Source organism: Geodermatophilus sp. SYSU D01186 (assembly GCF_054050215.1).
In genome coordinates, this window is sequence record NZ_JBJGYW010000004.1 from 1 (window position 1) to 23,309 (window position 23,309).

28 protein-coding genes are annotated in these 23,309 nt (G+C 75.5%); 14 read left to right on the plus strand and 14 right to left on the minus strand.

The window, feature by feature from the left end; genetic code table 11:
* The first annotated feature begins 54 nt into the window (after positions 1–54).
* From ACI784_RS04010 to proS, 3 genes are all read left to right on the plus strand, one after another.
* A complete protein-coding gene (locus ACI784_RS04010) occupies positions 55–921 on the plus strand; it encodes an NAD-dependent protein deacetylase (RefSeq protein WP_457012557.1) in 867 nt (288 codons plus the stop codon).
* 64 nt (positions 922–985) lie between these two features.
* Positions 986–1,903, plus strand: coding sequence for an MSMEG_6728 family protein (locus tag ACI784_RS04015; protein WP_457012558.1), 918 nt, complete (start codon positions 986–988; stop codon positions 1,901–1,903).
* Positions 1,904–1,944: 41 nt separating this feature from the next.
* Positions 1,945–3,357: a proline--tRNA ligase gene (gene proS / locus ACI784_RS04020; RefSeq protein ID WP_457012559.1), complete on the plus strand. Its 1,413-nt coding sequence runs from the start codon at positions 1,945–1,947 to the stop codon at positions 3,355–3,357.
* A 28-nt stretch (positions 3,358–3,385) separates the two neighbouring features.
* Here the strand turns inward: proS and ACI784_RS04025 are convergent, their stop codons facing one another.
* The 3 genes from ACI784_RS04025 to ACI784_RS04035 form a co-directional block, all read right to left on the minus strand.
* Positions 3,386–3,769, minus strand: coding sequence for a hypothetical protein (locus ACI784_RS04025; protein ID WP_457012560.1), 384 nt, complete (start codon positions 3,767–3,769; stop codon positions 3,386–3,388).
* Between the two features lie 88 nt (positions 3,770–3,857).
* Positions 3,858–4,274 (minus strand): PaaI family thioesterase, encoded by a 417-nt coding sequence (locus ACI784_RS04030; protein ID WP_456921592.1) that lies wholly within the window; start codon positions 4,272–4,274, stop codon positions 3,858–3,860.
* The gene (locus tag ACI784_RS04035) at positions 4,271–4,630 is read right to left on the minus strand and encodes a VOC family protein (RefSeq protein WP_457012561.1); all 360 of its coding nucleotides are present in this window, start codon (positions 4,628–4,630) and stop codon (positions 4,271–4,273) included. Before ACI784_RS04035 ends, ACI784_RS04030 begins: the two co-directional genes overlap by 4 nt.
* Before the next feature lie 90 nt (positions 4,631–4,720).
* On the opposite strand from ACI784_RS04035, the gene ACI784_RS04040 reads away from it, so the two are divergent.
* The gene (locus ACI784_RS04040) at positions 4,721–5,422 is read left to right on the plus strand and encodes a YbaK/EbsC family protein (protein ID WP_456921594.1); all 702 of its coding nucleotides are present in this window, start codon (positions 4,721–4,723) and stop codon (positions 5,420–5,422) included.
* Positions 5,423–5,426: 4 nt separating this feature from the next.
* On the opposite strand, the gene mscL is transcribed toward ACI784_RS04040, so the two are convergent.
* From mscL to ACI784_RS04060, 4 genes are all read right to left on the minus strand, one after another.
* Entirely contained in the window at positions 5,427–5,873 is a 447-nt protein-coding gene (mscL, locus tag ACI784_RS04045) for a large conductance mechanosensitive channel protein MscL (protein WP_457012562.1), read from the minus strand.
* Between the two features lie 81 nt (positions 5,874–5,954).
* Positions 5,955–6,572, minus strand: coding sequence for a Flp pilus assembly protein CpaB (cpaB, locus tag ACI784_RS04050; RefSeq protein WP_457012563.1), 618 nt, complete (start codon positions 6,570–6,572; stop codon positions 5,955–5,957).
* 91 nt (positions 6,573–6,663) lie between these two features.
* Positions 6,664–6,993: an FmdB family zinc ribbon protein gene (locus tag ACI784_RS04055; protein WP_457012564.1), complete on the minus strand. Its 330-nt coding sequence runs from the start codon at positions 6,991–6,993 to the stop codon at positions 6,664–6,666.
* 185 nt (positions 6,994–7,178) lie between these two features.
* Positions 7,179–7,442, minus strand: coding sequence for a helix-turn-helix domain-containing protein (locus ACI784_RS04060; protein WP_456921598.1), 264 nt, complete (start codon positions 7,440–7,442; stop codon positions 7,179–7,181).
* A gap of 49 nt (positions 7,443–7,491) precedes the next feature.
* Between ACI784_RS04060 and map the strand changes: the two genes are divergently transcribed.
* Positions 7,492–8,289: a type I methionyl aminopeptidase gene (map, locus tag ACI784_RS04065; protein ID WP_457012565.1), complete on the plus strand. Its 798-nt coding sequence runs from the start codon at positions 7,492–7,494 to the stop codon at positions 8,287–8,289.
* On the opposite strand, the gene ACI784_RS04070 is transcribed toward map, so the two are convergent.
* Complete coding sequence (locus ACI784_RS04070; protein ID WP_456921600.1) at positions 8,280–9,200, minus strand: LysR family transcriptional regulator; 921 nt, start codon at positions 9,198–9,200, stop codon at positions 8,280–8,282. The two genes, map and ACI784_RS04070, sit on opposite strands and share 10 nt — an antisense overlap.
* A 72-nt stretch (positions 9,201–9,272) precedes the next feature.
* Here ACI784_RS04070 and ACI784_RS04075 point away from each other — a divergent pair, with 72 nt between their 5' ends.
* Positions 9,273–10,244, plus strand: coding sequence for a DMT family transporter (locus tag ACI784_RS04075; protein WP_457012566.1), 972 nt, complete (start codon positions 9,273–9,275; stop codon positions 10,242–10,244).
* Here ACI784_RS04075 and ACI784_RS04080 read toward each other — a convergent pair.
* Together ACI784_RS04080 and ACI784_RS04085 are read right to left on the minus strand one after the other, a co-directional pair.
* Positions 10,220–10,669 (minus strand): DUF5313 family protein, encoded by a 450-nt coding sequence (locus tag ACI784_RS04080; protein WP_456921602.1) that lies wholly within the window; start codon positions 10,667–10,669, stop codon positions 10,220–10,222. The two genes, ACI784_RS04075 and ACI784_RS04080, sit on opposite strands and share 25 nt — an antisense overlap.
* Before the next feature lie 128 nt (positions 10,670–10,797).
* Positions 10,798–11,316 carry a MarR family winged helix-turn-helix transcriptional regulator gene (locus tag ACI784_RS04085; RefSeq protein WP_456921603.1) on the minus strand — a complete coding sequence of 173 codons (519 nt, stop codon included), beginning with the start codon at positions 11,314–11,316 and terminating at the stop codon, positions 10,798–10,800.
* Positions 11,317–11,429: 113 nt separating this feature from the next.
* Between ACI784_RS04085 and ACI784_RS04090 the strand changes: the two genes are divergently transcribed.
* The 7 genes from ACI784_RS04090 (at position 11,430) to ACI784_RS04120 (ending at position 17,481) form a co-directional block, all read left to right on the plus strand.
* A complete protein-coding gene (locus tag ACI784_RS04090; RefSeq protein WP_456921604.1) occupies positions 11,430–11,579 on the plus strand; it encodes a hypothetical protein in 150 nt (49 codons plus the stop codon).
* Complete coding sequence (locus ACI784_RS04095) at positions 11,576–12,148, plus strand: TetR/AcrR family transcriptional regulator (protein WP_457012567.1); 573 nt, start codon at positions 11,576–11,578, stop codon at positions 12,146–12,148. The genes ACI784_RS04090 and ACI784_RS04095 overlap by 4 nt, the downstream gene beginning before the upstream one ends.
* A gap of 20 nt (positions 12,149–12,168) precedes the next feature.
* Positions 12,169–13,383 (plus strand): MFS transporter, encoded by a 1,215-nt coding sequence (locus ACI784_RS04100; RefSeq protein WP_456921606.1) that lies wholly within the window; start codon positions 12,169–12,171, stop codon positions 13,381–13,383.
* Positions 13,384–13,561: 178 nt separating this feature from the next.
* Positions 13,562–14,272, plus strand: a complete 711-nt coding sequence (locus ACI784_RS04105; RefSeq protein WP_456921607.1) for a response regulator transcription factor — start codon at positions 13,562–13,564, stop codon at positions 14,270–14,272.
* 183 nt (positions 14,273–14,455) lie between these two features.
* Positions 14,456–15,871 (plus strand): FAD-binding oxidoreductase, encoded by a 1,416-nt coding sequence (locus tag ACI784_RS04110; RefSeq protein WP_457012568.1) that lies wholly within the window; start codon positions 14,456–14,458, stop codon positions 15,869–15,871.
* 55 nt (positions 15,872–15,926) lie between these two features.
* Positions 15,927–16,418: a MarR family winged helix-turn-helix transcriptional regulator gene (locus ACI784_RS04115; RefSeq protein WP_457012569.1), complete on the plus strand. Its 492-nt coding sequence runs from the start codon at positions 15,927–15,929 to the stop codon at positions 16,416–16,418.
* A gap of 40 nt (positions 16,419–16,458) precedes the next feature.
* Positions 16,459–17,481, plus strand: a complete 1,023-nt coding sequence (locus ACI784_RS04120; protein WP_457012570.1) for an LLM class flavin-dependent oxidoreductase — start codon at positions 16,459–16,461, stop codon at positions 17,479–17,481.
* 15 nt (positions 17,482–17,496) lie between these two features.
* Here the strand turns inward: ACI784_RS04120 and ACI784_RS04125 are convergent, their stop codons facing one another.
* From ACI784_RS04125 to ACI784_RS04140, 4 genes are all read right to left on the minus strand, one after another.
* Positions 17,497–19,017, minus strand: coding sequence for a carboxyl transferase domain-containing protein (locus tag ACI784_RS04125; protein ID WP_457012571.1), 1,521 nt, complete (start codon positions 19,015–19,017; stop codon positions 17,497–17,499).
* Positions 19,014–20,192: a CaiB/BaiF CoA transferase family protein gene (locus ACI784_RS04130; RefSeq protein WP_457012573.1), complete on the minus strand. Its 1,179-nt coding sequence runs from the start codon at positions 20,190–20,192 to the stop codon at positions 19,014–19,016. Before ACI784_RS04130 ends, ACI784_RS04125 begins: the two co-directional genes overlap by 4 nt.
* Positions 20,193–20,288: 96 nt before the next feature.
* Positions 20,289–21,659 carry an SLC13 family permease gene (locus ACI784_RS04135; protein WP_457012574.1) on the minus strand — a complete coding sequence of 457 codons (1,371 nt, stop codon included), beginning with the start codon at positions 21,657–21,659 and terminating at the stop codon, positions 20,289–20,291.
* 42 nt (positions 21,660–21,701) lie between these two features.
* Positions 21,702–22,295, minus strand: coding sequence for a 5-formyltetrahydrofolate cyclo-ligase (locus ACI784_RS04140; protein ID WP_456921614.1), 594 nt, complete (start codon positions 22,293–22,295; stop codon positions 21,702–21,704).
* An 80-nt stretch (positions 22,296–22,375) separates the two neighbouring features.
* On the opposite strand from ACI784_RS04140, the gene galU reads away from it, so the two are divergent.
* Positions 22,376–23,290: a UTP--glucose-1-phosphate uridylyltransferase GalU gene (gene galU, locus ACI784_RS04145; protein WP_457012575.1), complete on the plus strand. Its 915-nt coding sequence runs from the start codon at positions 22,376–22,378 to the stop codon at positions 23,288–23,290.
* The last annotated feature ends 19 nt before the right edge of the window (positions 23,291–23,309 follow it).

Here is a 23,309-nt window from a genome sequence, read left to right on the forward strand (position 1 = left end):
GGGCGGGCGGCTCAGCCGGCGGCGCGAACCGGGTTCGGAGGGGACGATGGCCCGGTGACCGCACTGCCCACCGTCGTCGAGCCCCCGGCCCTCGACCCGGCGGCCCTCGACGACCTCGCCGCGCTGGTGGACGACGGCGACATCGTCGTCCTCTCCGGCGCGGGGCTGTCCACCGACTCGGGCATCCCCGACTACCGCGGTGCCACCGGCTCGCTGCGCCGGCACACGCCGATGACCTACCAGACCTTCCTGCGCGACCCCCGCGGCCGGCACCGCTACTGGGCGCGCAGCTTCGTCGGCTGGCGGCAGATCCGCGCCGCCCGGCCCAACGCCGGGCACCGCGCGGTCGCCGACCTGCAGGCCGCCGGCCTGGTCACCGGCGTCATCACGCAGAACGTCGACGGGCTGCACCAGGCGGCCGGGGCGCGCGACGTCCTGGAGCTGCACGGCGGCCTGGACCGCACGGTCTGCCTCGCCTGCGGGGACGTCGCGGACCGGGCCGCGCTCGACGAGCGGCTCCGGGCGGCCAACCCGCACTTCGGGCCGCACGCCGACGAGGTCAACCCCGACGGCGACGCCGAGCTGCCCGACGAGGTCCTCGACGGGTTCGTGATGGTCGACTGCCTGGCCTGCGGGCGCGGGCCGCTCAAGCCCGACGTCGTGTTCTTCGGCGAGACCGTGCCCCGCGACCGGGTCGACACCTGTTTCGCGATGGTCGAGCACGCCGGTGCCCTGCTGGTCCTCGGCTCCTCGCTGACCGTCATGAGCGGCTACCGGTTCGTGCTGCGGGCGGAGAAGCTCGGCATCCCGGTGGGCCTGGTCAACCTCGGCCCCACCCGCGGGGACGCGAAGGTCGACGTCCGGGTCGACGCCCCGCTCGGCACCGTCCTGCCCGACCTGGCCCGCCGCCTGGTCGCGTGAGCCGCGAGGCCGGCCGCACCGCCGGGCGGTTGGCCCCACGCCGGCCCGGGAAGGACCGACGGCGATGCAGACCTTCCTGCCCGTCGCCGACTTCGAGGACAGCGCCCGGCTCCTGGACTCGCCCCGCCTCGGCAAGCAGCGGGTCGAGACCCTGCAGGTGCTGCGCGCCCTCGAGCTGCCCGACTACGGCTGGGTGTCGCACCCCGTCGTCCGGATGTGGCGGGGGCGGACGCCGGCGCTGGTCGCCTACGGGCTGGCGATGGTCCGGGTGTGGCGCGAGCGCGGGTTCGCCGACAGCACGTACCCGCTGATCTCGGAGTTCGCGCCCGACGTCGCCGGCGTGCCCCAGGCGGAGCTGGCCGGCGCCGGGTTGCTGCCGTCGTGGGTGGGGGACGAGGCGCTGCACCTCTCCCACCGGTCCAACCTGCTGGCCAAGGAGCCGGACTTCTACCGGCCGCGGTTCACCGAGCGCTTCGGTCCGGAGCCGGACGACCTGCCCTACGTCTGGCCCGAGCCGGACGACGTCCCGCCGGCGCCCGCACCGCAGGGCGTCCGGGTCTGGGTGGTGCGACCCCGGGCGCACAACGAGCTCGGCGCGTGCCTGGCCGCCGGGGTCGTGGGGCTGGGCACCCAGTCCGGCATCGACGTCGACGCCACCGGTCTCACCCCGGCCGAGCTGCGGGCGCTGTCGAAGGAGATCTCTGGGCGGCGCCCCGCCAAGGACCTGCGCCAGCTGTCGGCCTTCCTCGACGAGGTCCGCCCCGGCGACCGGGTCGGCCTGCCGATCGAGCACGGCGCCGGCCTGCTGCTCGGGGAGGTGGTGGGGGAGTACCTCTTCCAGGGACGGGAGCTGCTGCCGCACCGCCGTCCGGCTCGCTGGGACCGTGTCGTCCCCCGGTCGGCGGCCCGCCCGCCGGCCACCCTGCAGGACCCCCGCGCGCTGTTCGAGGTCGTCCTCGACCCCGCGCACGTGCCCGCGTAACCGGGCGGCGCGCCCCCGGCCCGCCGTGCCAGGGTGCGCGCGTGGCCAGACCCTCCGTGCTCACCAGCCAGTCCGCCGACTTCCCGCGGTGGTACCAGGACGTCGTCGCGAAGGCGGAGCTGGCGGAGAACGGCCCCGTCCGCGGGACGATGGTGATCCGGCCCCACGGGTACGCCATCTGGGAGCGGCTGCAGCGCGAGGTCGACGACCGCATCAAGGACGCCGGCGCCCGCAACGCCTACTTCCCGCTGCTGATCCCGGAGCCGTACCTGCGCCGCGAGGCCGAGCACGTGGAGGGGTTCAGCCCCGAGCTCGCGGTGGTCACGCACGCCGGCGGCACGGAGCTGGAGGTCCCCGCCGTCGTGCGGCCGACCAGCGAGACGGTCATCGGCGAGTACATGGCCAGGTGGGTGCAGAGCCACCGCGACCTGCCGCTGCTGCTCAACCAGTGGGCCAACGTCGTCCGGTGGGAGCTGCGGCCCCGGTTGTTCCTCCGCACGACCGAGTTCCTGTGGCAGGAGGGCCACACCGCGCACGCCACCGAGGCCGACGCCGCCGCCTACGCCCGGCGGGTCCTGCGCGAGGTCTACGCCGACGTCATGACCGGGGTGCTCGCCATCCCGGTGGTGCCGGGGCGCAAGACCCGCCGGGAACGGTTCGCCGGCGCGGTCAACACGCTGACCGTCGAGGCGATGATGCGCGACGGCAAGGCCCTGCAGATGGGCACCAGCCACGAGCTGGGGCAGAACTTCGCCCGGGCGTTCGGCATCGACTTCCTGGGTGCCGACGGCGAGCGGCGGCTGGCCTGGACGACGTCGTGGGGTTCCTCCACCCGCATGGTCGGCGGGCTGGTCATGAGCCACGGGGACGACGCGGGCCTGCGGCTGCCGCCCCGGCTGGCACCGGTGCAGGCAGCCGTGGTGGTGGCCCGCCCCGGGGAGGGCGTGACCGAGGCCGCCGGGGCACTCGCCGGCGACCTCCGGGCGCGCGGCGTGCGGGTGGAGGTGGACGACCGGGTCGACGTCCCCTACGGGCGCCGGGCCGTCGACTGGGAGCTCAAGGGCGTCCCGGTGCGCATCGACCTCGGCCCGCGGGACCTCGCCGAGAGGCGGGCCGTCGTCGTCCGCCGGATCCCCGGCACGTCCACGCCGGCCCCGCTGGCCGACGTGCCCGAGGTCGCCCTCCGCGCGCTCGGGGAGGACCAGGCGCGGCTGCTGGACGAGGCCCGCGCCCGGCTCGCCGAGCGGACGGCGGACGTGGCGACGGCCGAGGAGGCCCTCGCCGCCGCCCGCGACGGGTGGGCCCGCATCGGCTGGGACCGGCTCGGCCCGGAGGGCGAGGCACGGCTGGCCGAGCAGGGTGTCACCGTCCGCTGCCTGGTCCGGCCGGACGGCGGGCTGCCGGACGACGACGACGAGCCGGGCTCCCTGGCCGTCGTCGGCCGCGCCTACTGAGCCGGCCGGCGCGCAGGGGCCGGGTGGCTCACCGCTGGGACGGCGCCCGCCGCCGCTCCTCCTGGTCCAGCCGGCCCTGCACCCACAGGATCAGGCAGCGCAGGGCGGCGTGTCCCTCGGGGGAGGCGAAACCCTGCTCGAACCTGGCGGCCTCGACCAGCTCGCCGCTCCGGACCGTGCCCCCGCCGTGGAACCGGTCGAGGACCTGGCCGGTCAGCGAGGGACTGCGGAAGAGCCCCGCGATGCCGAGCGCCACGGAGTCCGAGACGGTCATGCTCACCGGGGGGTGCGGCAGCGCCGCTCGCCGCTCCAGCAGCCGGGTCACCTCGGCGGCGACCTGCAGGTCCGGGGCGGGGCGCGCCCGCACGGTGATCATCACGTGGAGCTCCCTCCCGGTCCGGTACGTGCTCACCGAGCATCCGTGGCCGAGCGGGATCGCGGAAGACGACGCGGGGGTGGCTCCCTCCGAACGGGTGGAACGGCGGGGGACGGGCCGGTGCTCACGCGTCCGGCAACGGCACGTTCTGCAGCCGCACCTGACCACGGGCGACCAGCTTGCCGTCGGCGCGGGTGAGCAGCACCTGCCACAGCTGCTGCGTGCGGCCCTGCTGGACCGGTTCCGCGACGACGTCGAGCCGCTCCTCGGTGCAGGCGCGCAGGAAGTCGGTGTTGTTGTTGACGCCGACGGCGAACTGGCCGCGGTCGACCACCGCCGCGCTCGCGCCGATGCTGGCGGCGGACTCGACGACGGTGCAGTACAGCCCGCCGTGGACCACGCCCCACGGGGTGTGCTGGTCCGGCCCCACCTCCACCGTGCCGGTCACCCGGGTGCCGCTGACCTCGTCCACGGTGAAGCCGGTCGCGGCGACGAACCGGCTGGCGGAGGTCAGGTCGACGGCGGGCAGCTCGGCGCTCACGCGTCCCACACCAGGCAGAAGGGGTGGCCCACCGGGTCGGCGTAGACGCGGAAGTCGCCGCCGCTGCCGGGCAGCCTCCGCGCGCCGAGCGCCAGCGCCTTCGGCTCGGCCTCCTCGATGTCGGCCACGCGGACGTCGAGGTGGAACTGCTGGGGCCGGTCGGGGTCGGGCCAGTCCGGCGGCTGCAGGTCGGGCGCCTGCTGGAACGCCAGGCGGTGGCCCTGCCCGGTGACGACCACCCAGTCGTCGCCCGGCTGGCCCTTGCTGACCTCCATGCCGAGCAGCTGCGCGTAGAAGGTGGCGAGCGCGTGGGCGTCGGGTGCGTCGATGACGACGGAGTGCAACTGGCCGATCATGACCCCATCCTGACCGGCTGTCCCGGCTCCGACCAGCGCGGTTCCGGCCCGTTGCCGCCGTGATCCGGCCAGCGGGGCAGGATCGGGGGCGTGGCCCCGTCTCCCTCCCCCGCCCCGCAGCTGGGCTCCCTGACCTGGCTCCCCGCCGCCGACCGCCCCGATCTGCTCGCCGCCCCGGTCGCCGCGGCGCTGGGAGACCTGGCCGCGCCGTCCTGGGTGGCGGAGATCGACGACGCGCTCGCCGACACCGCCGCGTTCACCGAGGCCTACGGGGTGCCACTGGAGGCCTCGGCCAACTGCGTGGTGGTCGCGGCCCGCCGGGCCGGTCAGACGATGCTGGCCGCCTGCCTGGTGCCGGCCAGCACGCGGGCCGACGTCAACGGCCTCGTGCGCCGCCACCTCGGGGCGCGGAAGGCCTCGTTCGCACCCCAGGACGTCGCGGTCGCCGAGAGCGGCATGGCCTACGGCGGGATCACGCCGATCGGCCTCCCGCCGTCCTGGCCGGTGCTGGTCGACCCGCTGGTCGTCGCCGCGGACGTGGTCGTGGTGGGCTCCGGTACGCGCGGCAGCAAGCTGGCGCTGCCGGGAGCGGCGCTGGCCGCGCTGCCGGCCGCCGTGGTGCTCGACGGGCTGGGCCGCCCGCCGGTCGAGCCGCCCCCGCCGGCCGCCGCGGCCCGCACCGAGCGGGCGCCGGACGACCGGGACGTCGGCTGGGGCGAGCGGCCCGACGACCGCTCCGCGGACGACCGGCGCTACCTGGAGGACCGCCCTCCGCACTGGGGCAGCGTCTGACCGGTCACAGCTGCCCGGGCAGCGTGGTGGTGCCGGGGCCGGAGGGATCGGAGCCGGGGCCGGCGCCCTGCTGGGCGCGCAGCAGGTCGCGGATCTCGATCAGCAGCTCCACCAGGGTCGGCTCGGCCGGCCCGGCCTCCTCGCCCCTCTTGCGCCGCTCGATGATCGTCTTCATGGGCAGCACCACGGCGAAGTAGACGACGGCCGCGGTGATCGCGAACGTGATGACCTGGCTGAGGAACGCGCCCCAGGTGAACGTCTGACCGTTGACCTCCAGGGAGCCGCCGAGTTCCCCGCCGCCACCGACCAGGCCGATCAGCGGGGTCAGGAACGAGTCGGCGAACGAGGCCACCACGGCGGTGAAGGCGGCGCCGATCACCACCGCGACCGCGAGGTCGACCACGTTGCCGCGCAGCAGGAAGTCCTTGAAGCCCTTCAGCATGGCTCCCATCCAGCCACAGGGACGCGGTGGCGGCGTCAGGCCGCGTCGGCGCGTCCGGGGCGCGGCCGCGGCGGCGGCCGGTGGGTGGGCTCACGCCGGCGGGAGGCTGAGGGTGAGCGTCGCGCTGCTCGCCGCGGCGGCCAGGAGGGCGGCGGTGGCGTCGTCCACGGCGAGCAGGAGCAGCCCCTCGCCGGTGCCGTCGGGCCCCGGGGCCGCCAGGACCAGCGCGCCGGCGGCCACGACGGCGGCGCGCTCGGCCCCCGGGGTGGTGGCCAGGACGTCGACCCGGTCACCGGGGCGGACGAGGGCGCTGACCGCGAGGTCGGCCGGCCGCACCGGCGCGGCCACCTGCCCGCCGGGGAGCAGTGCGGTGAGGCCCGCGCCGACCAGGCGGGCGTCGGTGACCGGCTCGCCGGCCCGCAGCCCCGCCGCGAGGGTGGCGCCGACGAGGCCCTCCGGGCCGGCCGCGGCCCCGCCCGGTCGCAGCGCGGGTGGATAGCGCGCCAGCGTCAGGTCGCCGGCGGTGAGCACGGCCCCCGGCGGCAGGTCGTCGGCCGCCACGACCACCGGGACGGTGGCCGGCGGGCCGGCTGCCGCAGGCTCGGGGGCCGGCCGCAGCGCCAGGACCAGGGCGGTGCCCGCGAGCAGAGCGGCGAGCAGCTGCCGGGCGGCGTGCAGGAGGGAGCGGGGACGGCGGAGGCGGACCATGCACACACGCTGACGGCGGCCGGGCCGCGGAGGACCGGCTACCGGGCGGTTGTGGAGGAGCGGTCGGCCTGTGGACGGCGCCCTCGCGGGATCAGCCGGCGGCGGCCTTGCTGGTGGAGGCGCCGGAGGACGACGAGCTGCCCGACGTCGAGCTGCTCGAGGAGCTGCTGGACGACGAGGCTGCCGCGGCCGGCTCCTTCTTCGACGAGCTGCCGGCCGACTCGCCGGCCGAGGAGCCGGACCGGCTGTCGGTGCGGTAGAAGCCCGAGCCCTTGAAGACCACGCCGACCGAGCCGTAGACCTTCCGCACCGGGCTGCCGCACTGCGGGCACTCGCTCAGCGCGGGGTCGGTGAAGGACTGCACGACCTCGAACTCGTGCCGGGTCTCGGCGTTGGTGCAGGCGTACTGGTAGGTGGGCACGGCGGAGCGCTCCTCGTGGGACGGGCCGGGCTGGCACTCGTGCCCGGCGACTGCCAATGATGCGCGCCGATCCGCCGTCCGTCCACGTCTGCCGGCGAGCGTCACGATCGCGCCACCCGAGGGTGTGGGTGCCGCCCGGGGCTCGGCCCCTGTGCTCGGCCCCTGTGCTCGGCGCCGGTGCTCGGCTACGAGGCCAGGGACCCCTCGGCCGGCTCGTCGATCGCGGCGAGCCGCTCCAGGGGCAGGTCCAGTGCCCGGGCCAGAGCCGCGACGGTGAAGAACGCCGGCGTCGGGACCCGGCCGGTCTCGATCTTGCGCAACGCCTCGAGGCTGACTCCGGAGACGGCGGCGATCTCCGCGGGGCTGCGGTCGCCCCGCGCCGTCCGGAGCAGTGCACCCAGCCGGCGTCCGCGCTCGCGTTCGGCTGCCGTCAGCGGCGGTCGCACCATGGCCGTGATAGTAATACCGGGATAGGAATACCAACTCGAGGAGCCGGTCATGGTCGAGCTGCGCACGCCGGGCGAGATCGAGGCGATGCGGGCGGCGGGCGCGGTCGTGGCGCGCGTGCTCGCCGCCGTGTGCGCAGCCGCGGCGCCGGGGGTGCGGCTGCGCGAGCTCGACGAGGTGGCCCGGCAGGTGCTCGCCGAGGCGGGCGCGGGGTCGCCGTTCCTGCACTACCGGCCGAACCGCTCGATGCCGCCGTACCCGGGGGTCGTCTGCACGTCGGTGAACGACGTCGCGCTGCACGGCATCCCGACCGCGCGGCGCCTGGCCGACGGCGACCTGCTGAGCGTCGACGCCGGCGCCACCCTGGACGGCTGGGTCGGGGACTCGGCGGTCTCCCTGACCGTGGGCGCCGGCCGCGCGCAGGACGAGGCGCTGATCGACACCACCGAGCGCGCGCTGGCGGCGGGCATCGCCGCGGCCGTGCCCGGCGGCCGGCTGGGCGACGTCTCCGCCGCGATCGCCGCCGTCGGCCGCGCCGCGGGGGTCGGCATCGACACCACGCACGGCGGGCACGGCGTCGGCCGCCGCATGCACGAGGAGCCGCACGTGCCCAACGAGGGCCGGGCGGGGCGGGGGCTCCGGCTGCGCCCGGGGCTGGTCATCGCCATCGAGCCGTGGTTCATGGCCGGCGGCGACGACACCTCGTGGACCGACGACGACGGCTGGAGCATCCGCACCGCCGACGGCAGCCGCGCCGCGCACGTCGAGCACACGGTCGCCGTCACCGAGGACGGCCCGCGCGTGCTCACCGCGCCCCTCCGCGCGGCGACGACCCCGGGTCATCGCTGAGCGAGTCGCCTCGTCTGCTCCCTGACCGCGGCCAGGAAGGTGTCGAGCGCGGGGGCGGTGGGCTGGTCGCGGGTGAGGACCACCAGCCGGCGGCCGACGACGGCGCCGGCGACGTCGCGGACGGCCAGGGCGGGATCTGCGGCCGGGAGCGTGAGGGCGGGCATCAGCGCGACGGCCCCCGCCGTGCGCACGAGCTCGAACTGGACGTCGGCGTCGTTGGAGCGGTGCCGCAGGTCGGGCTCGTAGCCGCCGAGGGAGCGGCAGGCGCCGACGACGAGGGCGTGGTGGCCGGTGCCCGCGGCCGCGGAGACCCAGACGTCGTCGCGCAACTCGGCCACCGCGACGGGTCCGCCGTGCCGGGCGCAGGGATGCGCGGCGGGGAGCACCAGCTTCAGCGGCTCCTCGTGCAGCAGCTCGGACCTGATCCCGGCCGGCCGCGGTCGCGGGTGGCCGTCGTACTCGTCGCTGATGACGACGTCGAGCGTGCCCAGTCGCAGCTCGGGCAGCGCCTGCTCGAGTTCCAGCTCGGAGATCTCCACCCGTACCCGGGGGTGGTCGGCCAGCAGGCGGACCACGGCGGGGATCAGCATGCGGCGGGTCGCCGACTGCAGGCCGCCGGCACGCACCGTGCCGCGGACCTCCCCGGTCAGGGACGCCAGGTCCGTCTGTGCCGCCTCGGCGGCCGACAGGAGGACGTCGGCGTGCCGGGCGAGCAGGCGGCCGGCGTCGGTCAGCCGCACCCCGCGGCCGGCCTTCTCCAGCAGTCGCGCCCCCGTCTCCCGCTCCAGGACGGCGAGCTGTTGCGACACCGCGGAGGGGGTGTAGCCGAGGGCCGTGGCGACCGCGGCGAGGGTGCCGCGTTCGGCCAGCTCGCGCAGCATCCGCAGGCGGCGGAGGTCGAGGCTGACCATGCAGCAACGCTAACGTGTCAGGTTCAGAAACCGTCACTGGACGTGAACGACGAGGACGTCGAGTCTCACGTCGTGGGTCCCGCACTGTGCCTGCTCTCGGCGGCGTGCTTCGGCGCCATGGCGGTCTTCGGCAAGTTCGCCTACGCCGCCGGCGTCTCGCCCGACGCGTTGCTCCTGCTCCGCTTCACCTCCGCGGCGGTGCTGCTCGGCGGCGTCCTGCTGGTGCGACCGGAGCTGCGGTCGGACCGCGAGGCGCCGGCGTCCGGGGCGCTGACCCGGCGGTTCGTGCTGACCGGTCTGGGGCTGGGGGTGTTCGGCTACGCCACGCAGGCGACGCTGTTCTTCGCCGCGCTGGAGCGGATCGACGCGTCACTGGTGGCGTTGGTCCTCTACACCTACCCGGCGCTGGTCACCGTGGCCGCCGTCCTGCTGGGGCGGGACCGGCTGACTCCGGCGCGCGCCCTCGCGCTGGTCGTCGCGTCGGGCGGCGCGCTGCTGGTCCTGCTCGGTGCCGGCGCGCTGCGGTTCGACGCGCTCGGTGTCGGGCTGGCCCTCGGCGCCGCGGTCACCTACACCATCTACATCCTCGTCTCCGACACGGCGGTGCACCGCGTTCCGCCGGTGGTCCTGTCGGCGCTGGTGATGACCGGGGCCGCGGCGGCACTCGCCGGACGGGCCGCGGCGACCGGTGGCGTGGACCTCGGCTTCGGCCCGGGCGGGTGGCTGTGGGTCTGCTGCATCGCCGTGGTGTCCACCGTCGTGGCGATGCTCGCCTTCTTCGCCGGCCTGCGCCTGACCGGCGCGTCGACCGCGGCGATCCTGTCGACGCTCGAACCCGTCGTCACCACCGTGCTGGCCGCGCTCACCCTCGGGGAGTTCCTCACCCCGGTGCAGCTCCTCGGCGGCCTGCTGGTGCTGGCCTCGGTCGCCGTCGTCCAGCTCCGGCCCCGGCCCGCCGGCTCAGGGCCGGCCGACGTCCCGCCCCGCCCGCCGGACGCCTCTGACGCCTGGGCGGGCGGTCAGCGGCCCGTGCGCTCGCGGTAGCGCGCAGCCCGCTTGGCGGCGGCCGCGCGGCGGCGCTCGCTGTCGCGCAGGTCGCGCTGGTGGGCGGAGCGCTCGCGGTGGGCGGTGGCGGTGCCGACCGGGTAGCCGGCCTTCACGACCCGGTTCTCCGTGGTCTCCGGCATGTAGGCCAGCGAGTAGAGCAACCCGAGCGCGATGCCACCGCCGGCGACCGCGGCGCGCAGACCCAGCGGGGCCGGCAGGAAGACCACGATCAGCGCGATCGGGATCGACATCTGGACGAACGTCCGGGCGATGTGCCGCGCCCACCACGTGCCGGTGGTGGTGTCGAACAGCACCCAGCCGCGGTGGCGGGCGGGAAGTCCGCCACCGAAGGCGTACCAGAGCCAGCGGTGGGGAGCGGGCCGGACGACCGGCTCGGTCGTGTCCTGCTCGGGCGCTGTCATGAGGCCTGTGTGCTCCTGCTCGACGACGGTCACCCCATCATGGTCCCGCGAAACGATGGGTGTGCAAAGGGTTGGGGCACCAATCATCGGCGCCCCGGCCGTGCTCCTCGTCACGCAGCGGGCCGGCGTCAGGCGACCCCGGCCTCCGGTCCGGCCTGCCGGCCGGCGTCGGGGTGCGCCAGTGCCTGCTGGGAGGCCGCGATGACCTGGGTGAGCGCCTCGTGCAGGCTCATCAGCCGCTCGACCGGCATGCCGAGGCGCTCGACGATGCCGGCCGGGATCCGCTCGGCCTGCTCGCGCAGGGCCGTGCCCTTGTCGGTGAGCGCCAGTGCCAGGTTCCGCTGGTCCTTCGGGTCGCGCTCCCGGCGCAGCAGCCCCGCCGCCTCCAGCCGCTTGAGCAGGGGCGAGAGCGTCCCGGGGTCCAGTTGCAGGAGGCCGGACAACTCCTTGACGGAGAGGGTCCCGTGCTGCCAGAGCGCGAGCATGACCAGGTACTGCGGATGGGTGAGGCCCAGCGGCTCGAGCACCGGCCGGTAGACGGCGACCACGTTGCGGGCGGCCACCGACAGGGCGAAGCAGACCTGCCGGTCCAGGGCGAGCACGTCCTCGGGTCCGGGGAGGGCGGCGGGCGTCTGGCGGGTCGTCACCACCCCAGCCTAGGACTCGCGGCGCCCAATGGTTGGGCCACCAACCGTCGTCGGCCGACAGGGAGTGATCCGACCGGCGCCCGCACGGCGCACCGTTGTGTACGTTTGTTCTCATGAGCTCCCGGCCCGACGCGGGCGACTCCCGGGCCATGTGCGAGCGGATGCTCGCCGGCGACCTCTCCATCGCCGACGACCCGGAGCTCGCCGAGGCCGGCAGCCGCGCGCTGGACCTGGCCGCCACGCTGGACGCGTCCGGCCGGTGAGCGCCGTCCCCGCCCCGGCGCGCCGGGCCCGCCGGGCCCGCCGGCACGATCCGGGACGACGCGACCGGCTGGTCGACACCACCCTCGACGTCATCGCCGCTCATGGCGTCGCCGCCGCCACGCACCGGGCCATCGCCCGCGCGGCCGACGTCCCGCTGGGATCGCTGACCTACCACTTCGGCTCCCTGACCGAACTGCTCGCCGCGGCGTTCACCCGGCACGTCGACACCGTCGCGGAGCGCTTCGACGAGCGCATGCGCGCCGCACCGGACCGGGCCGCGGCGCTCGAGGCGCTGGCCGAGCACCTCACCGGCGACCTGCTCGGTTCCGGCCGCGACCTCGTGCTGGCCGTCGAGCTCTACGTCGCCGCGGCGCGCGACCCGGCGCTGCGCGCGGTCACCGAGGACTGGATGTGCCGCAGCCGCCGCAGCATGGAGCGCCACCTCGACCCCGTCACCGCGCGGGAGGTCGACGCCCTGGTGGAGGGGCTCGTCCTGCACAGTGCGCTGTCCACCGACCCGATGGACGCCACCCAGATCCGTTCCGCCCTCACCCGGCTCGCCGGCTGAGGGACGACCCCGAGGACACCGTGCAGACCACCACGCCCGACGCCGCGCGCCTGCGCCGTGCCCGCGTCGCCGTCGCCGCCTGCTTCTTCACCAACGCCGTCTTCTACGCGGCCCTCGTGCCGCGCCTGCCGGAGGTGAAGGCGCAGCTCGGGCTGAGCAGCACGGCCCTCGGCGCGGCCCTGGCGGCCGTTCCGCTGGGCGCGCTGCTGGCCGGCCTGTCCTCGGCGGCGTTCATCCGCCGGTTCGGCTCCGGCCGGGTCGCCTCGTCCGGACTGGTGCTGCTCGGCGTCATGGTGTGGACGGTCTCGGTGGCGCCCAACTGGCTCGCCCTCGCCGCGGCGCTGCTGGTCATCGGCGCCCTGGACGCGATCGTCGACGTCGCCCAGAACGCCCACGGGCTGCGAGTGCAGCGGCTCTACCAGCGCTCGATCCTCAACGCCTTCCACGGCATCTGGAGCATCGGCGCGGTCGCGGGTGGCGTGCTCGGCTCGGTCGCCGCAGGGCTGGGCGTGCCGCTCGTCGCGCACCTCGCCGGCTCGGCCGTCGTCTTCGGTGCCCTGGCGTTGGTCGCCTCGCGGGCGATGCTGCCCGGGCGCGACGAGCCCGAGCCCACCGCCGACGAGCACCCGCGGGAGCGCCCCCGCCGGCGAGCCGCCCTCCCGGCCCTCGCGGTGCTCGGTGTGCTGGCCGCGTGCGGCGCGTTCGTCGAGGACGCCGGAGCCTCGTGGAGCGCCCTGTACCTGCGCACCGAGCTCGCGGCCGGCGCGGCCACGGCGGGGCTGGGCTTCGTCGCCCTGTCGGTGGCGATGACCGTCGGGCGGCTCACCGGCGACCGCGTCGTCGACCGGTTCGGCCAGCGCCGGGTGGCGCGGGCCGGCGGGGCCGTCACCGCGGCGGGGATGGGGCTGGCCCTGGCGTTCCCGTCGGTACCGACCACGGTGGCCGGGTTCGCCCTGGCCGGCCTCGGTGTCGCCACCCTGGTGCCGGCCGTCTACGCCGCCGCTGACGAGCTGCCGGGGCTGCCGCACGGGATGGGGCTGGCCGCGATCAACTGGCTCCTGCGGATCGGCTTCCTCGTCTCGCCCCCGCTGGTCGGTGCCGTCGCGGACGCCGTGAGCCTGCGCGCCGCCCTCCTCACCGTCGTCCTCGCCGGGATCGTCACGCTGGTGCTCGGGCGGGCCCTGCCGCGCCGGGCGGTCCTCGACCGGCCGGTGGCGGAGCCGGCGGCCGGCTGACGGGCCGTGTGCGGGACGGTGTCGATCCGATACTCATCGTTCCGACACGCGATCCGGCGAGGCGTCGGCGCAGGGACCTTTGTCCTGACTTCCCCGCGTGCTCTTTCGCAGGGTGTGAGCGCTCACCTCTCATGGTTGCGCGCTCCGACAACGGGGCCTGACCGCACGGGGGACTTCCTTGCCGCTCGCCGAGCTCGACCAGCCCAGTCCGCAGCACCAGTCCGTCGCCGTCGACCGGCGCACGCTCACGCCTCCCCGGGTGCTGGTGGTCGACGACCACCGCACCTTCGCCGAGATGCTCTGCATCGCCCTGCAGGCCGGCGGGATGGAGGTGGTCGGCACCGCGCACTCCGCCGCCCAGGCGGTCGCCATCGCGGAGGACACCCAGCCCGACGTGGTCGTCATGGACATCCAGATGCCTGGCCGGGAGGACGGCCTGTCGGCCACCCGCCGACTGCGTCAGGTGGCCCCGGACGCCGTCGTCGCGGTGGTCACGGCCCACCGGGACCCGGGATGGGTGGTGCGCGCCACCCAGGCCGGGGCGTCAGCCTTCATCCCCAAGGACGGCTCGCTGGCCGAGATGATCGACGTCCTCACCCGTGTGCAGCTCGGCCAGATGCTGGTGGCCCCCTCCACGTTCTCCGCCGCGCCGACCGCCGGCAGCACACCCGCGCAGGTGGCCGAGCCGCGCCCGCACCTGACCCGCCGGGAGCAGGAGGTGCTCGACTGCCTGGGCCGCGGCATGCAGGTCAAGTCGATCGCCCGCGTCCTCGGCATCACCGTGGAGACCTGCCGGGGCTACGTGAAGTCCCTGCACACCAAGCTCGGTGTCCGCTCGCAGCTCGAGGCGGTCGTCAAGGCCCAGGAGCTCGGCCTGCTGTCCACGTGAGCGCCCCGCGCCGGGGCGCGCCGCGCGACCGCCGGTAGTCGGTCCGGTCCGGACGGCTGCCGCGCGCCGGGCCCCGGGCGGACGCGCCGGCGACGGCGCCCGCGGGACGTCGTCCGGGCGCGGGCCGGACCACACTGCGCTCTCACGGGAGCCGGGCCGGAGACCGGAGAGGTGGGCCGGATCATGACCGAGACGCTGAGCGGCGGCATCGAGACACTGCGCTCCCAGGTGAGGGGCCCGGTGCTCGCAGCGGACGACGCGGGCTACGACGAGGCCAGGACGCTCTGGAACGCCGGCATCGACCGGCGGCCGGCCGTGATCGTCGAGTGTGCCTCGACGGCGGACGTCGTGACCGCCGTCCGCTTCGCCGAGACGGAGGGCCTGGAGATCGCCGTCCGCGGTGGCGCACACAGCGTCCCCGGACACTCCTCGGTCGACGGGGGCCTGGTCGTCGACCTGCGGCGGATGAACGCGGTGACCGTCGACCCCGACGCCCGGCGGGCTCGGGTGCAGGGCGGCGCGCTGCTGCGGGACCTCGACCTCGCCACGCAGGCGCACGGGCTCGCCGTCCCGGCAGGCATGGTCAGCCACACCGGCGTCGGCGGGCTGACCCTGGGCGGCGGGATGGGCTGGCTGTCCCGGATGGCCGGCCTCAGCATCGACAACCTGGTGTCGGCCGAGGTCGTGGTCGCCGACGGCCGGGTGCTGCGGGCAGCGGAGGACGAGAACCCCGACCTGTTCTGGGCCCTCCGCGGTGGCGGCGGCAACTTCGGTGTCGTCACGGAGTTCGAGTTCCGGCTGCACGAGGTGGGCCCGACGGTGCAGTTCGGGCTGTTCTTCTGGGACCAGTCGCGGGCCGGCGAGGCGCTGCGGCTGATGCGGGACGTCCTGGCCGATCTGCCCCGCACGATGAACGCCCTCCCGGCGGTCGCGCTGACCGCCCCTCCGGCGCCGTTCGTGCCGGCCGAGCACCAGGGCACGCTGGGGCACGCACTCGTCCTGGTCGGCTTCGGTGACCCGGCCGAGCACGAGCAGGTGACCCGGCGCATCCGCCAGACCCTCCCGCCGCTGTTCGACGTGGTCGCGCCGATGCCGTACACGGGGCTGCAGCAGCTGCTGGACGAGGCGAACGCGTGGGGCTTCCACGCCTACGACAAGAGCGGCTACTTCGCCGAGCTCACCGACGACGTGATCGACGTGCTGGCCGAGTACGCGCCCCGCAAGACCTCGCCGCTGTCGGTGCTGCTGTTCTACCGGCTCGACCAGGCCTACTCCGAGGTCGGTGAGGACGACACCGCCCTCAGTGGGGGGCGGACGCCGCGCTACACCGGGTTCTTCATCGGGCTGACCCCCACGGCGGACATGCTCCCCGCGGAGCGCGAATGGGTCCGGTCCCTGTGGCAGGCGCTGCGCCCGCACATGATGAGCGCCGGCGGCTACGTGAACGCCGTCGAGGGCCGCGACGCCGCCGAGGTCGAGGTCGTCTACGGGCCGAAGTACCAGCGCCTGGTCGCCCTGAAGGCGAAGTACGACCCCCGCAACGTCTTCCACCGCAACGTCAACATCCCGGCGCCGAGCATCCCCACGCAGCGCGGCTGACGGCCGCGTTCCGGGGTGGCCCGTCCGCCGGGTGGGCGCAAGTACGGTCCCCCTCGTGGCGCAGGAGTGGCTGGACGAGGAGCAGCAGCGGACCTGGCGGGCGTGGCTGACCGCCGCCGAACTGGTGCCGCGGGTCCTCGACGCGCAGCTGCAGCGGGACGCCGGCATCAGTCACGCGGCGTACGTCGTCCTCGCGATGCTGTCGGAGGCGCCGGGCCGCAGCCGGCGGATGAGCGACCTCGCCCGCCGGGCCAACCAGTCGCAGAGCCGCCTGTCGCACACCGTCGCCCGGCTGGAGGAGCGGGGCTGGGTGCGGCGCGAGCGCTCGGCGGACGACGGCCGGGGCAACCTCGCCGTCCTCACCGACGCGGGGTGGGACGTCGTCCGGTCGGTGGCTCCCGGTCACGTCGACGCCGTCCGGGCCGCGCTGTTCGAGCCGCTCACCCGCGAGCAGACCCGCGCCCTCGGCGAGGCGCTGGAACTCGTCGTCGACCGGCTGGACCCCGACCACAGCCTGCGCGTCGAGCACGGCGCGGACGCGTCCTGACCGGGGAAGGCCGGGCGCCCGGCGCGCGTTGCCGCCGGTGATGTCCGAGCCGCTGCCGCTGTCCGTCCTCGAGCTGGCCACCGTCGGCTCGGGGCAGTCCACCGCCGAGGCCCTCGCGGCCACCACCCGCGTCGCGCAGACCGCCGACCGGCTGGGGTTCTCACGCCTCTGGGTGGCCGAGCACCACAACATGCCGGCGGTGGCGAGCACCAGCCCGCCGGTCCTGATCGCCCACCTGGCCGCGGTCACCGAGCGGATCCGGGTCGGCTCGGGCGGCGTCATGCTGCCCAACCACGCGCCGCTGGTCGTCGCCGAGCAGTTCGCCGTCCTCGAGGCCCTGCACCCGGGCCGGATCGACCTGGGCATCGGCCGCGCCCCCGGCACCGACCAGCAGACCGCGGCGGCGCTGCGGCGCGACCCCGCGGCGCTGTCGGCCGACGACTTCCCGCAGCACCTCATCGACCTGCTCGGCCTGTTCGGCGACCCGCGGGTCGAGGGGGGCCTCGCCGAGCGCTTCCGGGCCACCCCGGCGGCGGAGTCCGCGCCCGCGGTCGTGCTGCTGGGGTCCAGCAGCTTCTCCGCGCAGCTGGCCGGCCACCTCGGGCTGCCGTTCGCCTTCGCCCACCACTTCGGCGGCCCGAACGTGCTGACCGCCGTCGGCCTCTACCGCGAGACCTTCCGCCCCTCCCCGGTGCTGGAGGAGCCGTTCGCCATCGTCACCGCGAACGTGCTGGCGGCCGAGACCGAGGATGAGGCCCGCCGGCTCGCGCTGCCCGGTCAGCTCATGCGGCTGTCCCTGCGGATGAACCGGCCCCGGGCGCTGCCCAGCGTCGAGGAGGCCCAGGTCGACCCGGAGCGGGCCGCCGCCGAGGCGATGCCGAGCAACGCGGTCATCGGGGACGTCGCCGGCGCCGTGGCACAGCTGCGCCGGCTGGCCGCCGACACCGGCGCCGACGAGCTGATGCTGTCGGCGTCCACGCACGGGGTCGCGGAGCGGCTCCGCAGCCTGGAGCTCGTCGCCGCCGCGTGGGGCCTGGCGGGGGCGGAGAGCCCCGCGGCCTGACAGGACGGCGACGCCTCAGCGGCCGAGGTGGCGGTAGCGGTGCAGCCGGCTGCGGAAGCGCTCGCCGTCGTCCCGCCCGAGCAGGTTGGCCAGCTCCTCGCCGAGCACCCGCCCCAGCCGGCGGCAGAACTCCACCGGCTCGTCGGCGGCGTCGGGCCGCTCGGGCACCACGCGGTCGACGATGCCGGCCCGCCACAGGTCGGTGGCGCGCACGCCCTGGGAGGCGGCCATCTCACCGGCGCGGTCGATGGTGCGGTGCACGATCGCCGACGCGCCCTCCGGCGGCAGCGGGCCGAGCCACCCGTTGGCCGCGGCCAGCACCCGGTCGGCCGGCACCAGCGCCAGCGCCCCGCCGCCGGTGCCCTGGCCCAGCAGCACCGCCAGCGTCGGGGCCTTGAGCATCACGAGGTCCTGCAGGCACCGGGCGATCTCGGCGGCCAGCCCGCCCTCCTCGGCCTCCTTCGACAGCGCCGCGCCCGGGGTGTCGATGAGCGTCACCAGGGGCAGCCGCAGCTCGGCGGCCAGCCGCATGCCGCGCCGGGCCTCCCGCAGCGCCGCCGGGCCCAGCGGAGCGGTCAGCGACTGCCCGCGCCGGTCCTGCCCGAGCACCACGCAGGGCGCCCCGCCGAAGCGCGCCAGGGCCAGCAGCAGGCCGGGGTCCTTCTCGCCGGCGCCGGTCCCGGACAGCCCGACGATGTCGGTCGCCGCCGTCCGCAGCAGCCGGCGGACGCCGGGCCGCTCCTCGCGCCGCGACGCGGTGACGACGTCCCAGGCGCTGCGGTGGTCCTCGGGGTCGTGGGCGTCGGTGCCGTCCTCGGGCCGGGGCCGCTCGGCGTCGCGGACGTCGAGGTGCCAGGTCTGCCGGGCGGCCAGCACCCGCAGCGCCCGGTCGGCGACGTCGGCGATCTCCTCGTGCGGCACGACCGCGTCGATGAGCCCGTGGGCGGCCAGGTTCTCGGCGGTCTGCACGCCCTCGGGGAACGGCTCGCCGTAGAGCGCCTGGTAGACCCGTGCGCCGAGGAAGCCGATCGAGGCCCCGGGCTCGGCGATGGTGACGTGCCCGGTCGAGCCCCACGACGCGAGGACGCCGCCGAAGGTGGGGTGCCGCAGGTAGACCAGGTAGGGCAGCCCGGCCTCCTTGTGCCGGGCGATCGCGGCGGTGATCCCGATCATCTGCAGGAAGGCGACGGTGCCCTCCTGCATCCGGGTGCCGCCGGACACCGGGGCGGCCAGCAGCGGCAGCCCCTCCTCGGTGGCCCGCTCCACGGCCGCGATGAGCCGTTCGGCGGCGGCCACCCCGATGGAGCCGGCGAGGAAGCCGAACTCCCCGGCGATGACCGCCACCCGCCGGCCGCGCAGCAGCCCCTCGCCGGTGATGATCGCCTCGTCCTGGCGGGTCCTCTCCGCCGCGCGGGCCAGCTCGTCGGCGTACTCGGGGGAGACGTCGCCCACCGTGATGGGGGAGTCCCACGTCTTCCACGAACCCGGGTCGAGGACGAGGTCCCGCAGCGATCGGGCGTCCAGCGGCTGGCTCACTGCTGGAGCCAGGCGCGGATCGCCTCGTTGGACGAGCCGAGCACGGGCGGCGCGCTGTGGTCGCGACGGGTGGTCTCGGTCTCGCCGTCCGGGCCGGGGGCGAAGAAGCGCAGCGGCGGGCCGGGCAGCTGGAGCCGGCCCAGGGTCTCGTGCTCGACGTCGACCAGCAGGCCCTGCGAGCGGGTCTGGTCCCAGGTGTAGACCTCGTCGATCGTGCGGACCTTCCCGGCCGGGATGCCGGCGGCGGCGAGCCGGCCCAGCAGCTCCTCGGGGGAGATGTCGGCGAAGGTGCGCTCCAGCAGCTCGATGACCTGCTGCCGGTTGCCCACCCGCTCACCGTTGCTGGCCATCCCGGGCGCCTCGGGGTCCAGGTCGAACTCGGCGCACAGCTTGCGCCACAGGCCCTCCGAGCCGCAGGACAGCTGCACGCTGCCGCCCTTGCAGTGGAAGAGGCCGTAGGGGGCGATCGACGGGTGGTGGTTGCCCTGCGCGTGACCGACCTTGCCGGCCACCGTCCACGCCGTCCCCTGGAAGGCGTGCACGCCGACGATCGCGGCCAGCAGCGACGTGCGCACCACCTGCCCGCGGCCGGTCCGCTCGCGCTCGAGCAGCGCGGCCAGCACGCCGTAGGCGCCGTACATGCCGGCCAGCAGGTCACCGATCGGGACGCCGACCCGCTGGGGGTCCTCCGGGCCCGAGCCGGTCAGCGACATCAGCCCGCCCTCGCCCTGGGCGATCTGGTCGTAGCCGGCCCGGCCGCCCTCGGGGCCGTCGTGGCCGAACCCGCTGATCGACAGGGTGACCAGCCGCGGGTTGAGCGACTCCAGCACGTCGGTGCCGAAGCCCAGGCGGGCCAGGGTGCCGGGGCGGAAGTTCTCCAGCAGCACGTCGGCCCGGCGGATCAGCTCGGTGAGCAGCGCCTTGTCACCGTCGTCCTTGAGGTCGAGGGTGATCGACTCCTTGTTCTTGTTGGTCGACAGGAAGTAGGTCGACTCCCGCTCGCCCTGGGCCGGGTCGACGAACGGCGGGCCCCAGCCGCGGGTGTCGTCCCCGCTGCCGGGGTTCTCCACCTTGATGACGCGGGCGCCGAGGTCGCCGAGCATCATCCCGGCGTGCGGCCCGGCGAGGGCTCGGGTCAGGTCGACGACGAGGACGCCGTCGAGCGGTCCGGTCACGAGGGCTCCTCGCTGGCGCTCGTCGCACTCGCTCCCAGCGGTGCCGTGTCCTTGCACGACCTCGCGAGCTCGGTCATGGGCAGTTCTCCGTTCCGGTCAGAACCACGACGGGACGACGACGAACACCAGCCAGGCCAGCAGCGGCCCGACGGCGACGACGATCCCGGCGTAGGCGAGGATCTGCTTGTAGAAGCGGTCCTTGTCGACGTCCTGGGCGTTGGCCAGCACCAGCGCGCCGTTCGTGGAGAACGGGCTCACGTCGACGATGGTCGAGGACACCGACAGGGCCACCACGACGCCCACGGCGCCGATGGTCCCGGCCTGCAGGAACGGCACCGCCAGCGCGATGGCGACCCCGATGATCGCGACCGACGACGCGAACGCCGACACCACCGCGCCGATGTAGCAGAGCAGCAGGGCCACCAGCAGTGGGGCGCCGAGGCCGGTGACCGCCTCGCCGACGTAGTCGATCGCGCCGGCCTCCTGCAGGACGAACACGTAGGTCAGCACGCCGGCGATGAGCAGCACGGTCGACCAGCTGATCTGGCTCACGGCGTTCTTGTGCCGCGCGGCGGCGAAGAGGGCGAGCAGAGTCGCGACGGTGATGGCGACGAACCCGATGTCGAGGTCGAACACCAGCGCCAGGACGGCGACGGTCGCCAGGCCGATGAGGGTGAGGATCTGGTCGAGCGTGACCTTCGGGGTCTCCTCCGGGGCGCCGCCCGCGCCGCCGCCGGAACCGGTCGTCCGCTCGCCGCCCGTGCCGCCGCCGACCGCGGGGCCGGGAGCCGCACCGTGCCCGCGGACGACGGTGGCCTCCGCGGGCTCGGCCTCCGCCGGCACCGTGGCGGCCACCTTCCGGCCGATGAGCTGGCGACCGCCGAGCACGAGGAAGAGGACGACGGCGATGGCGAGGTTGAAGAAGAGGCTGCCGAGGAAGACCGCGATCGGGCTGCTGGGCAGGCCCTCGTCGTCGACGATCGTGTTGACCGTGACGCCGTAGACGCTGATCGGCGAGAACCCGCCGCCCTGGGCCCCGTGGATGACCATCATGCCCATGAGCAGCGGGTTGATCCCGTGGCGGACGGCGAAGGTGAGCGCGATCGGGGCGATGATCGCCACCGCCGCGGGGGAGAGGGCGCCGATCGCGGTCAGCAGCGCGGTGACGAAGAACATGATCCAGGGGATCGCCGCGACGTGGCCGCCCACCAGGCGCACCGCACCTCTGACCAGCAGGTCGACGGTGCCGTTGTTCTGCGCGATCGCGAACAGGTACGTGACACCGATCAGCGTCACCACCAGCTCGGCGGGGAAGCCGGTCAGGATGTCGTCGGTGGTCAACCCGACCGACAGCGTCCCGACGATGAACGCCGCCGTGAAGGCCAGCGCGCCCATGTTGATGGGCAGGAACGTCGCGATCGCGAAGATCACGACGAGCGCGAGGATGGTGACGATCTCGGGTGACACGGGCGCTCCCGTGGCGTCGGTGGCGTGGGCGTGATCATGCTCTCAGGCCCCGAGCGGTACCGCCTCCCAGCCCCCTGACGGCGTCACCACCGCGGTCACCCGGTGGTCGTGCGGCTCGGCGGGCAGGTCGTCGACCAGCTCGTCGTCGAACACCAGCGCCACCAGCCGGGCGCCGGGACGGGCGTGCCGCAGCGCCCGGTCGTAGTAACCGCCGCCGCGCCCCAGCCGCACCCCGTCCCGGGACACCGCCACCGCCGGGACGACGACGACCTCCGCGGTGCCGATCGCCGTCGGGCCCAGCCGGGGCCCCACCGGCTCCTGCAGCCCGAAGCGGCCGGGTGCCAGCCGGCCGGTGTCGACGGCCCAGGACAGCTCCCGGCCGGTGGCGGGCACCACGGGCAGCAGCACCCGCGCCCCGAGCCGGGTGTACGCCGCCGGGAGCCGGCCGGCGCCGGGCTCGGTGGGGTCGGGCACGAACGCGGCCAGCGTGTGGACGCCGGCCAGCCCGCGCAGCAGTGCGGTGGTGACCGCGGCCGCGGCGGCGGCGCGCTCGGCGGCCGGGCGGGCGGAGCGGCGGGCGAGCAGCCGCGTGCGGAACGCGGCCTTGCGGGCGGCCACGTCGTCCGCAGGGGTCACCGCCGCAGGCTAGCCACGCGAGCGGTGCGCCGCCCGGCGTCCCCCCGAGCGGCGTCCCGGCTGCTGGCTAGGCTCCCGCCATGCCGACTTCGAGCTCCCGCCCGGCGCGCAAGGCCGTCATCCCGGTCGCGGGGATGGGCACCCGGTTCCTGCCGGCCACCAAGGCGGTTCCCAAGGAGCTGCTCCCGGTCGTCGACCGACCGGCGCTGCAGTACATCGTCGAGGAGGCCGCCCGCGCCGGGCTGGCCGAGGTGCTCATGGTCACCGGCCGCAACAAGGCCGCGATCGAGGACTTCTTCGACCGCCACCCCGAGCTCGAGACGGCGCTGGAGAAGAAGGGTGACGCCGGCCGGCTCGCCGCGGTCCAGGAGTCCACCGACGTGGCCCAGGTGCACTTCGTCCGGCAGGGCGAGGCGCGGGGCCTGGGCCACGCGGTGCTGCAGGCGGCCGCGTTCGTCGGTGACGAGCCGTTCGCCGTGTTGCTCGGCGACGACCTGATCGACGCCCGCGACCACCTCCTCGAGCAGATGCTGCAGGTTCAGGCCGAGCACGGCGGCTCCGTGGTCGCGCTGCTCGACGTCGGCCGGGAGAACATCGACAAGTACGGCGCCGTCGCCGTGGAGCCCGGTGGCACCGACGTGGTGACCATAACCGGCCTGGTGGAGAAGCCGCCGGTGGACGAGGCGCCGAGCAGCCTGGCGATCATCGGCCGCTACGTGCTGGCGCCGGAGGTCTTCGGCGTGCTGCGGGAGACCGCCCCGGGCCGCGGCGGGGAGATCCAGCTGACCGACGCGCTGGCCACGCTGGTCGAGCGCGGGGAGCCGGTGCACGGCGTGGTGTTCGACGGCCGCCGCTACGACACCGGCGACCGCCTGGACTACCTCAAGGCGGTCATCCAGCTGGCCGCCGAGCGCGACGACCTCGGCCCGCCGCTGCGGGCCTGGCTGACCGACTTCGTCGCCGACCTGCCCGCCGAGGGCGCGTCGCAGGGCTGAACCGAGCGCTTCAGGGGGG

What these genes read in the sequence shown, in the direction of transcription:
- ACI784_RS04110 (WP_457012568.1), top strand. Translation starts at nt 14,456, where the DNA reads ATGACCGAGACGCTGAGCGGCGGCATCGAGACACTGCGCTCCCAGGTG.
- galU (WP_457012575.1), top strand. Translation starts at nt 22,376, where the DNA reads ATGCCGACTTCGAGCTCCCGCCCGGCGCGCAAGGCCGTCATCCCGGTC.
- ACI784_RS04015 (WP_457012558.1), top strand. Translation starts at nt 986, where the DNA reads ATGCAGACCTTCCTGCCCGTCGCCGACTTCGAGGACAGCGCCCGGCTC.
- cpaB (WP_457012563.1), bottom strand. Translation starts at nt 6,572, where the DNA reads ATGGTCCGCCTCCGCCGTCCCCGCTCCCTCCTGCACGCCGCCCGGCAG.
- ACI784_RS04070 (WP_456921600.1), bottom strand. Translation starts at nt 9,200, where the DNA reads ATGGTCAGCCTCGACCTCCGCCGCCTGCGGATGCTGCGCGAGCTGGCC.
- ACI784_RS04080 (WP_456921602.1), bottom strand. Translation starts at nt 10,669, where the DNA reads ATGACAGCGCCCGAGCAGGACACGACCGAGCCGGTCGTCCGGCCCGCT.
- ACI784_RS04120 (WP_457012570.1), top strand. Translation starts at nt 16,459, where the DNA reads ATGTCCGAGCCGCTGCCGCTGTCCGTCCTCGAGCTGGCCACCGTCGGC.
- ACI784_RS04060 (WP_456921598.1), bottom strand. Translation starts at nt 7,442, where the DNA reads ATGGTGCGACCGCCGCTGACGGCAGCCGAACGCGAGCGCGGACGCCGG.
- mscL (WP_457012562.1), bottom strand. Translation starts at nt 5,873, where the DNA reads ATGGGAGCCATGCTGAAGGGCTTCAAGGACTTCCTGCTGCGCGGCAAC.
- map (WP_457012565.1), top strand. Translation starts at nt 7,492, where the DNA reads ATGGTCGAGCTGCGCACGCCGGGCGAGATCGAGGCGATGCGGGCGGCG.
- ACI784_RS04090 (WP_456921604.1), top strand. Translation starts at nt 11,430, where the DNA reads ATGAGCTCCCGGCCCGACGCGGGCGACTCCCGGGCCATGTGCGAGCGG.
- ACI784_RS04035 (WP_457012561.1), bottom strand. Translation starts at nt 4,630, where the DNA reads ATGATCGGCCAGTTGCACTCCGTCGTCATCGACGCACCCGACGCCCAC.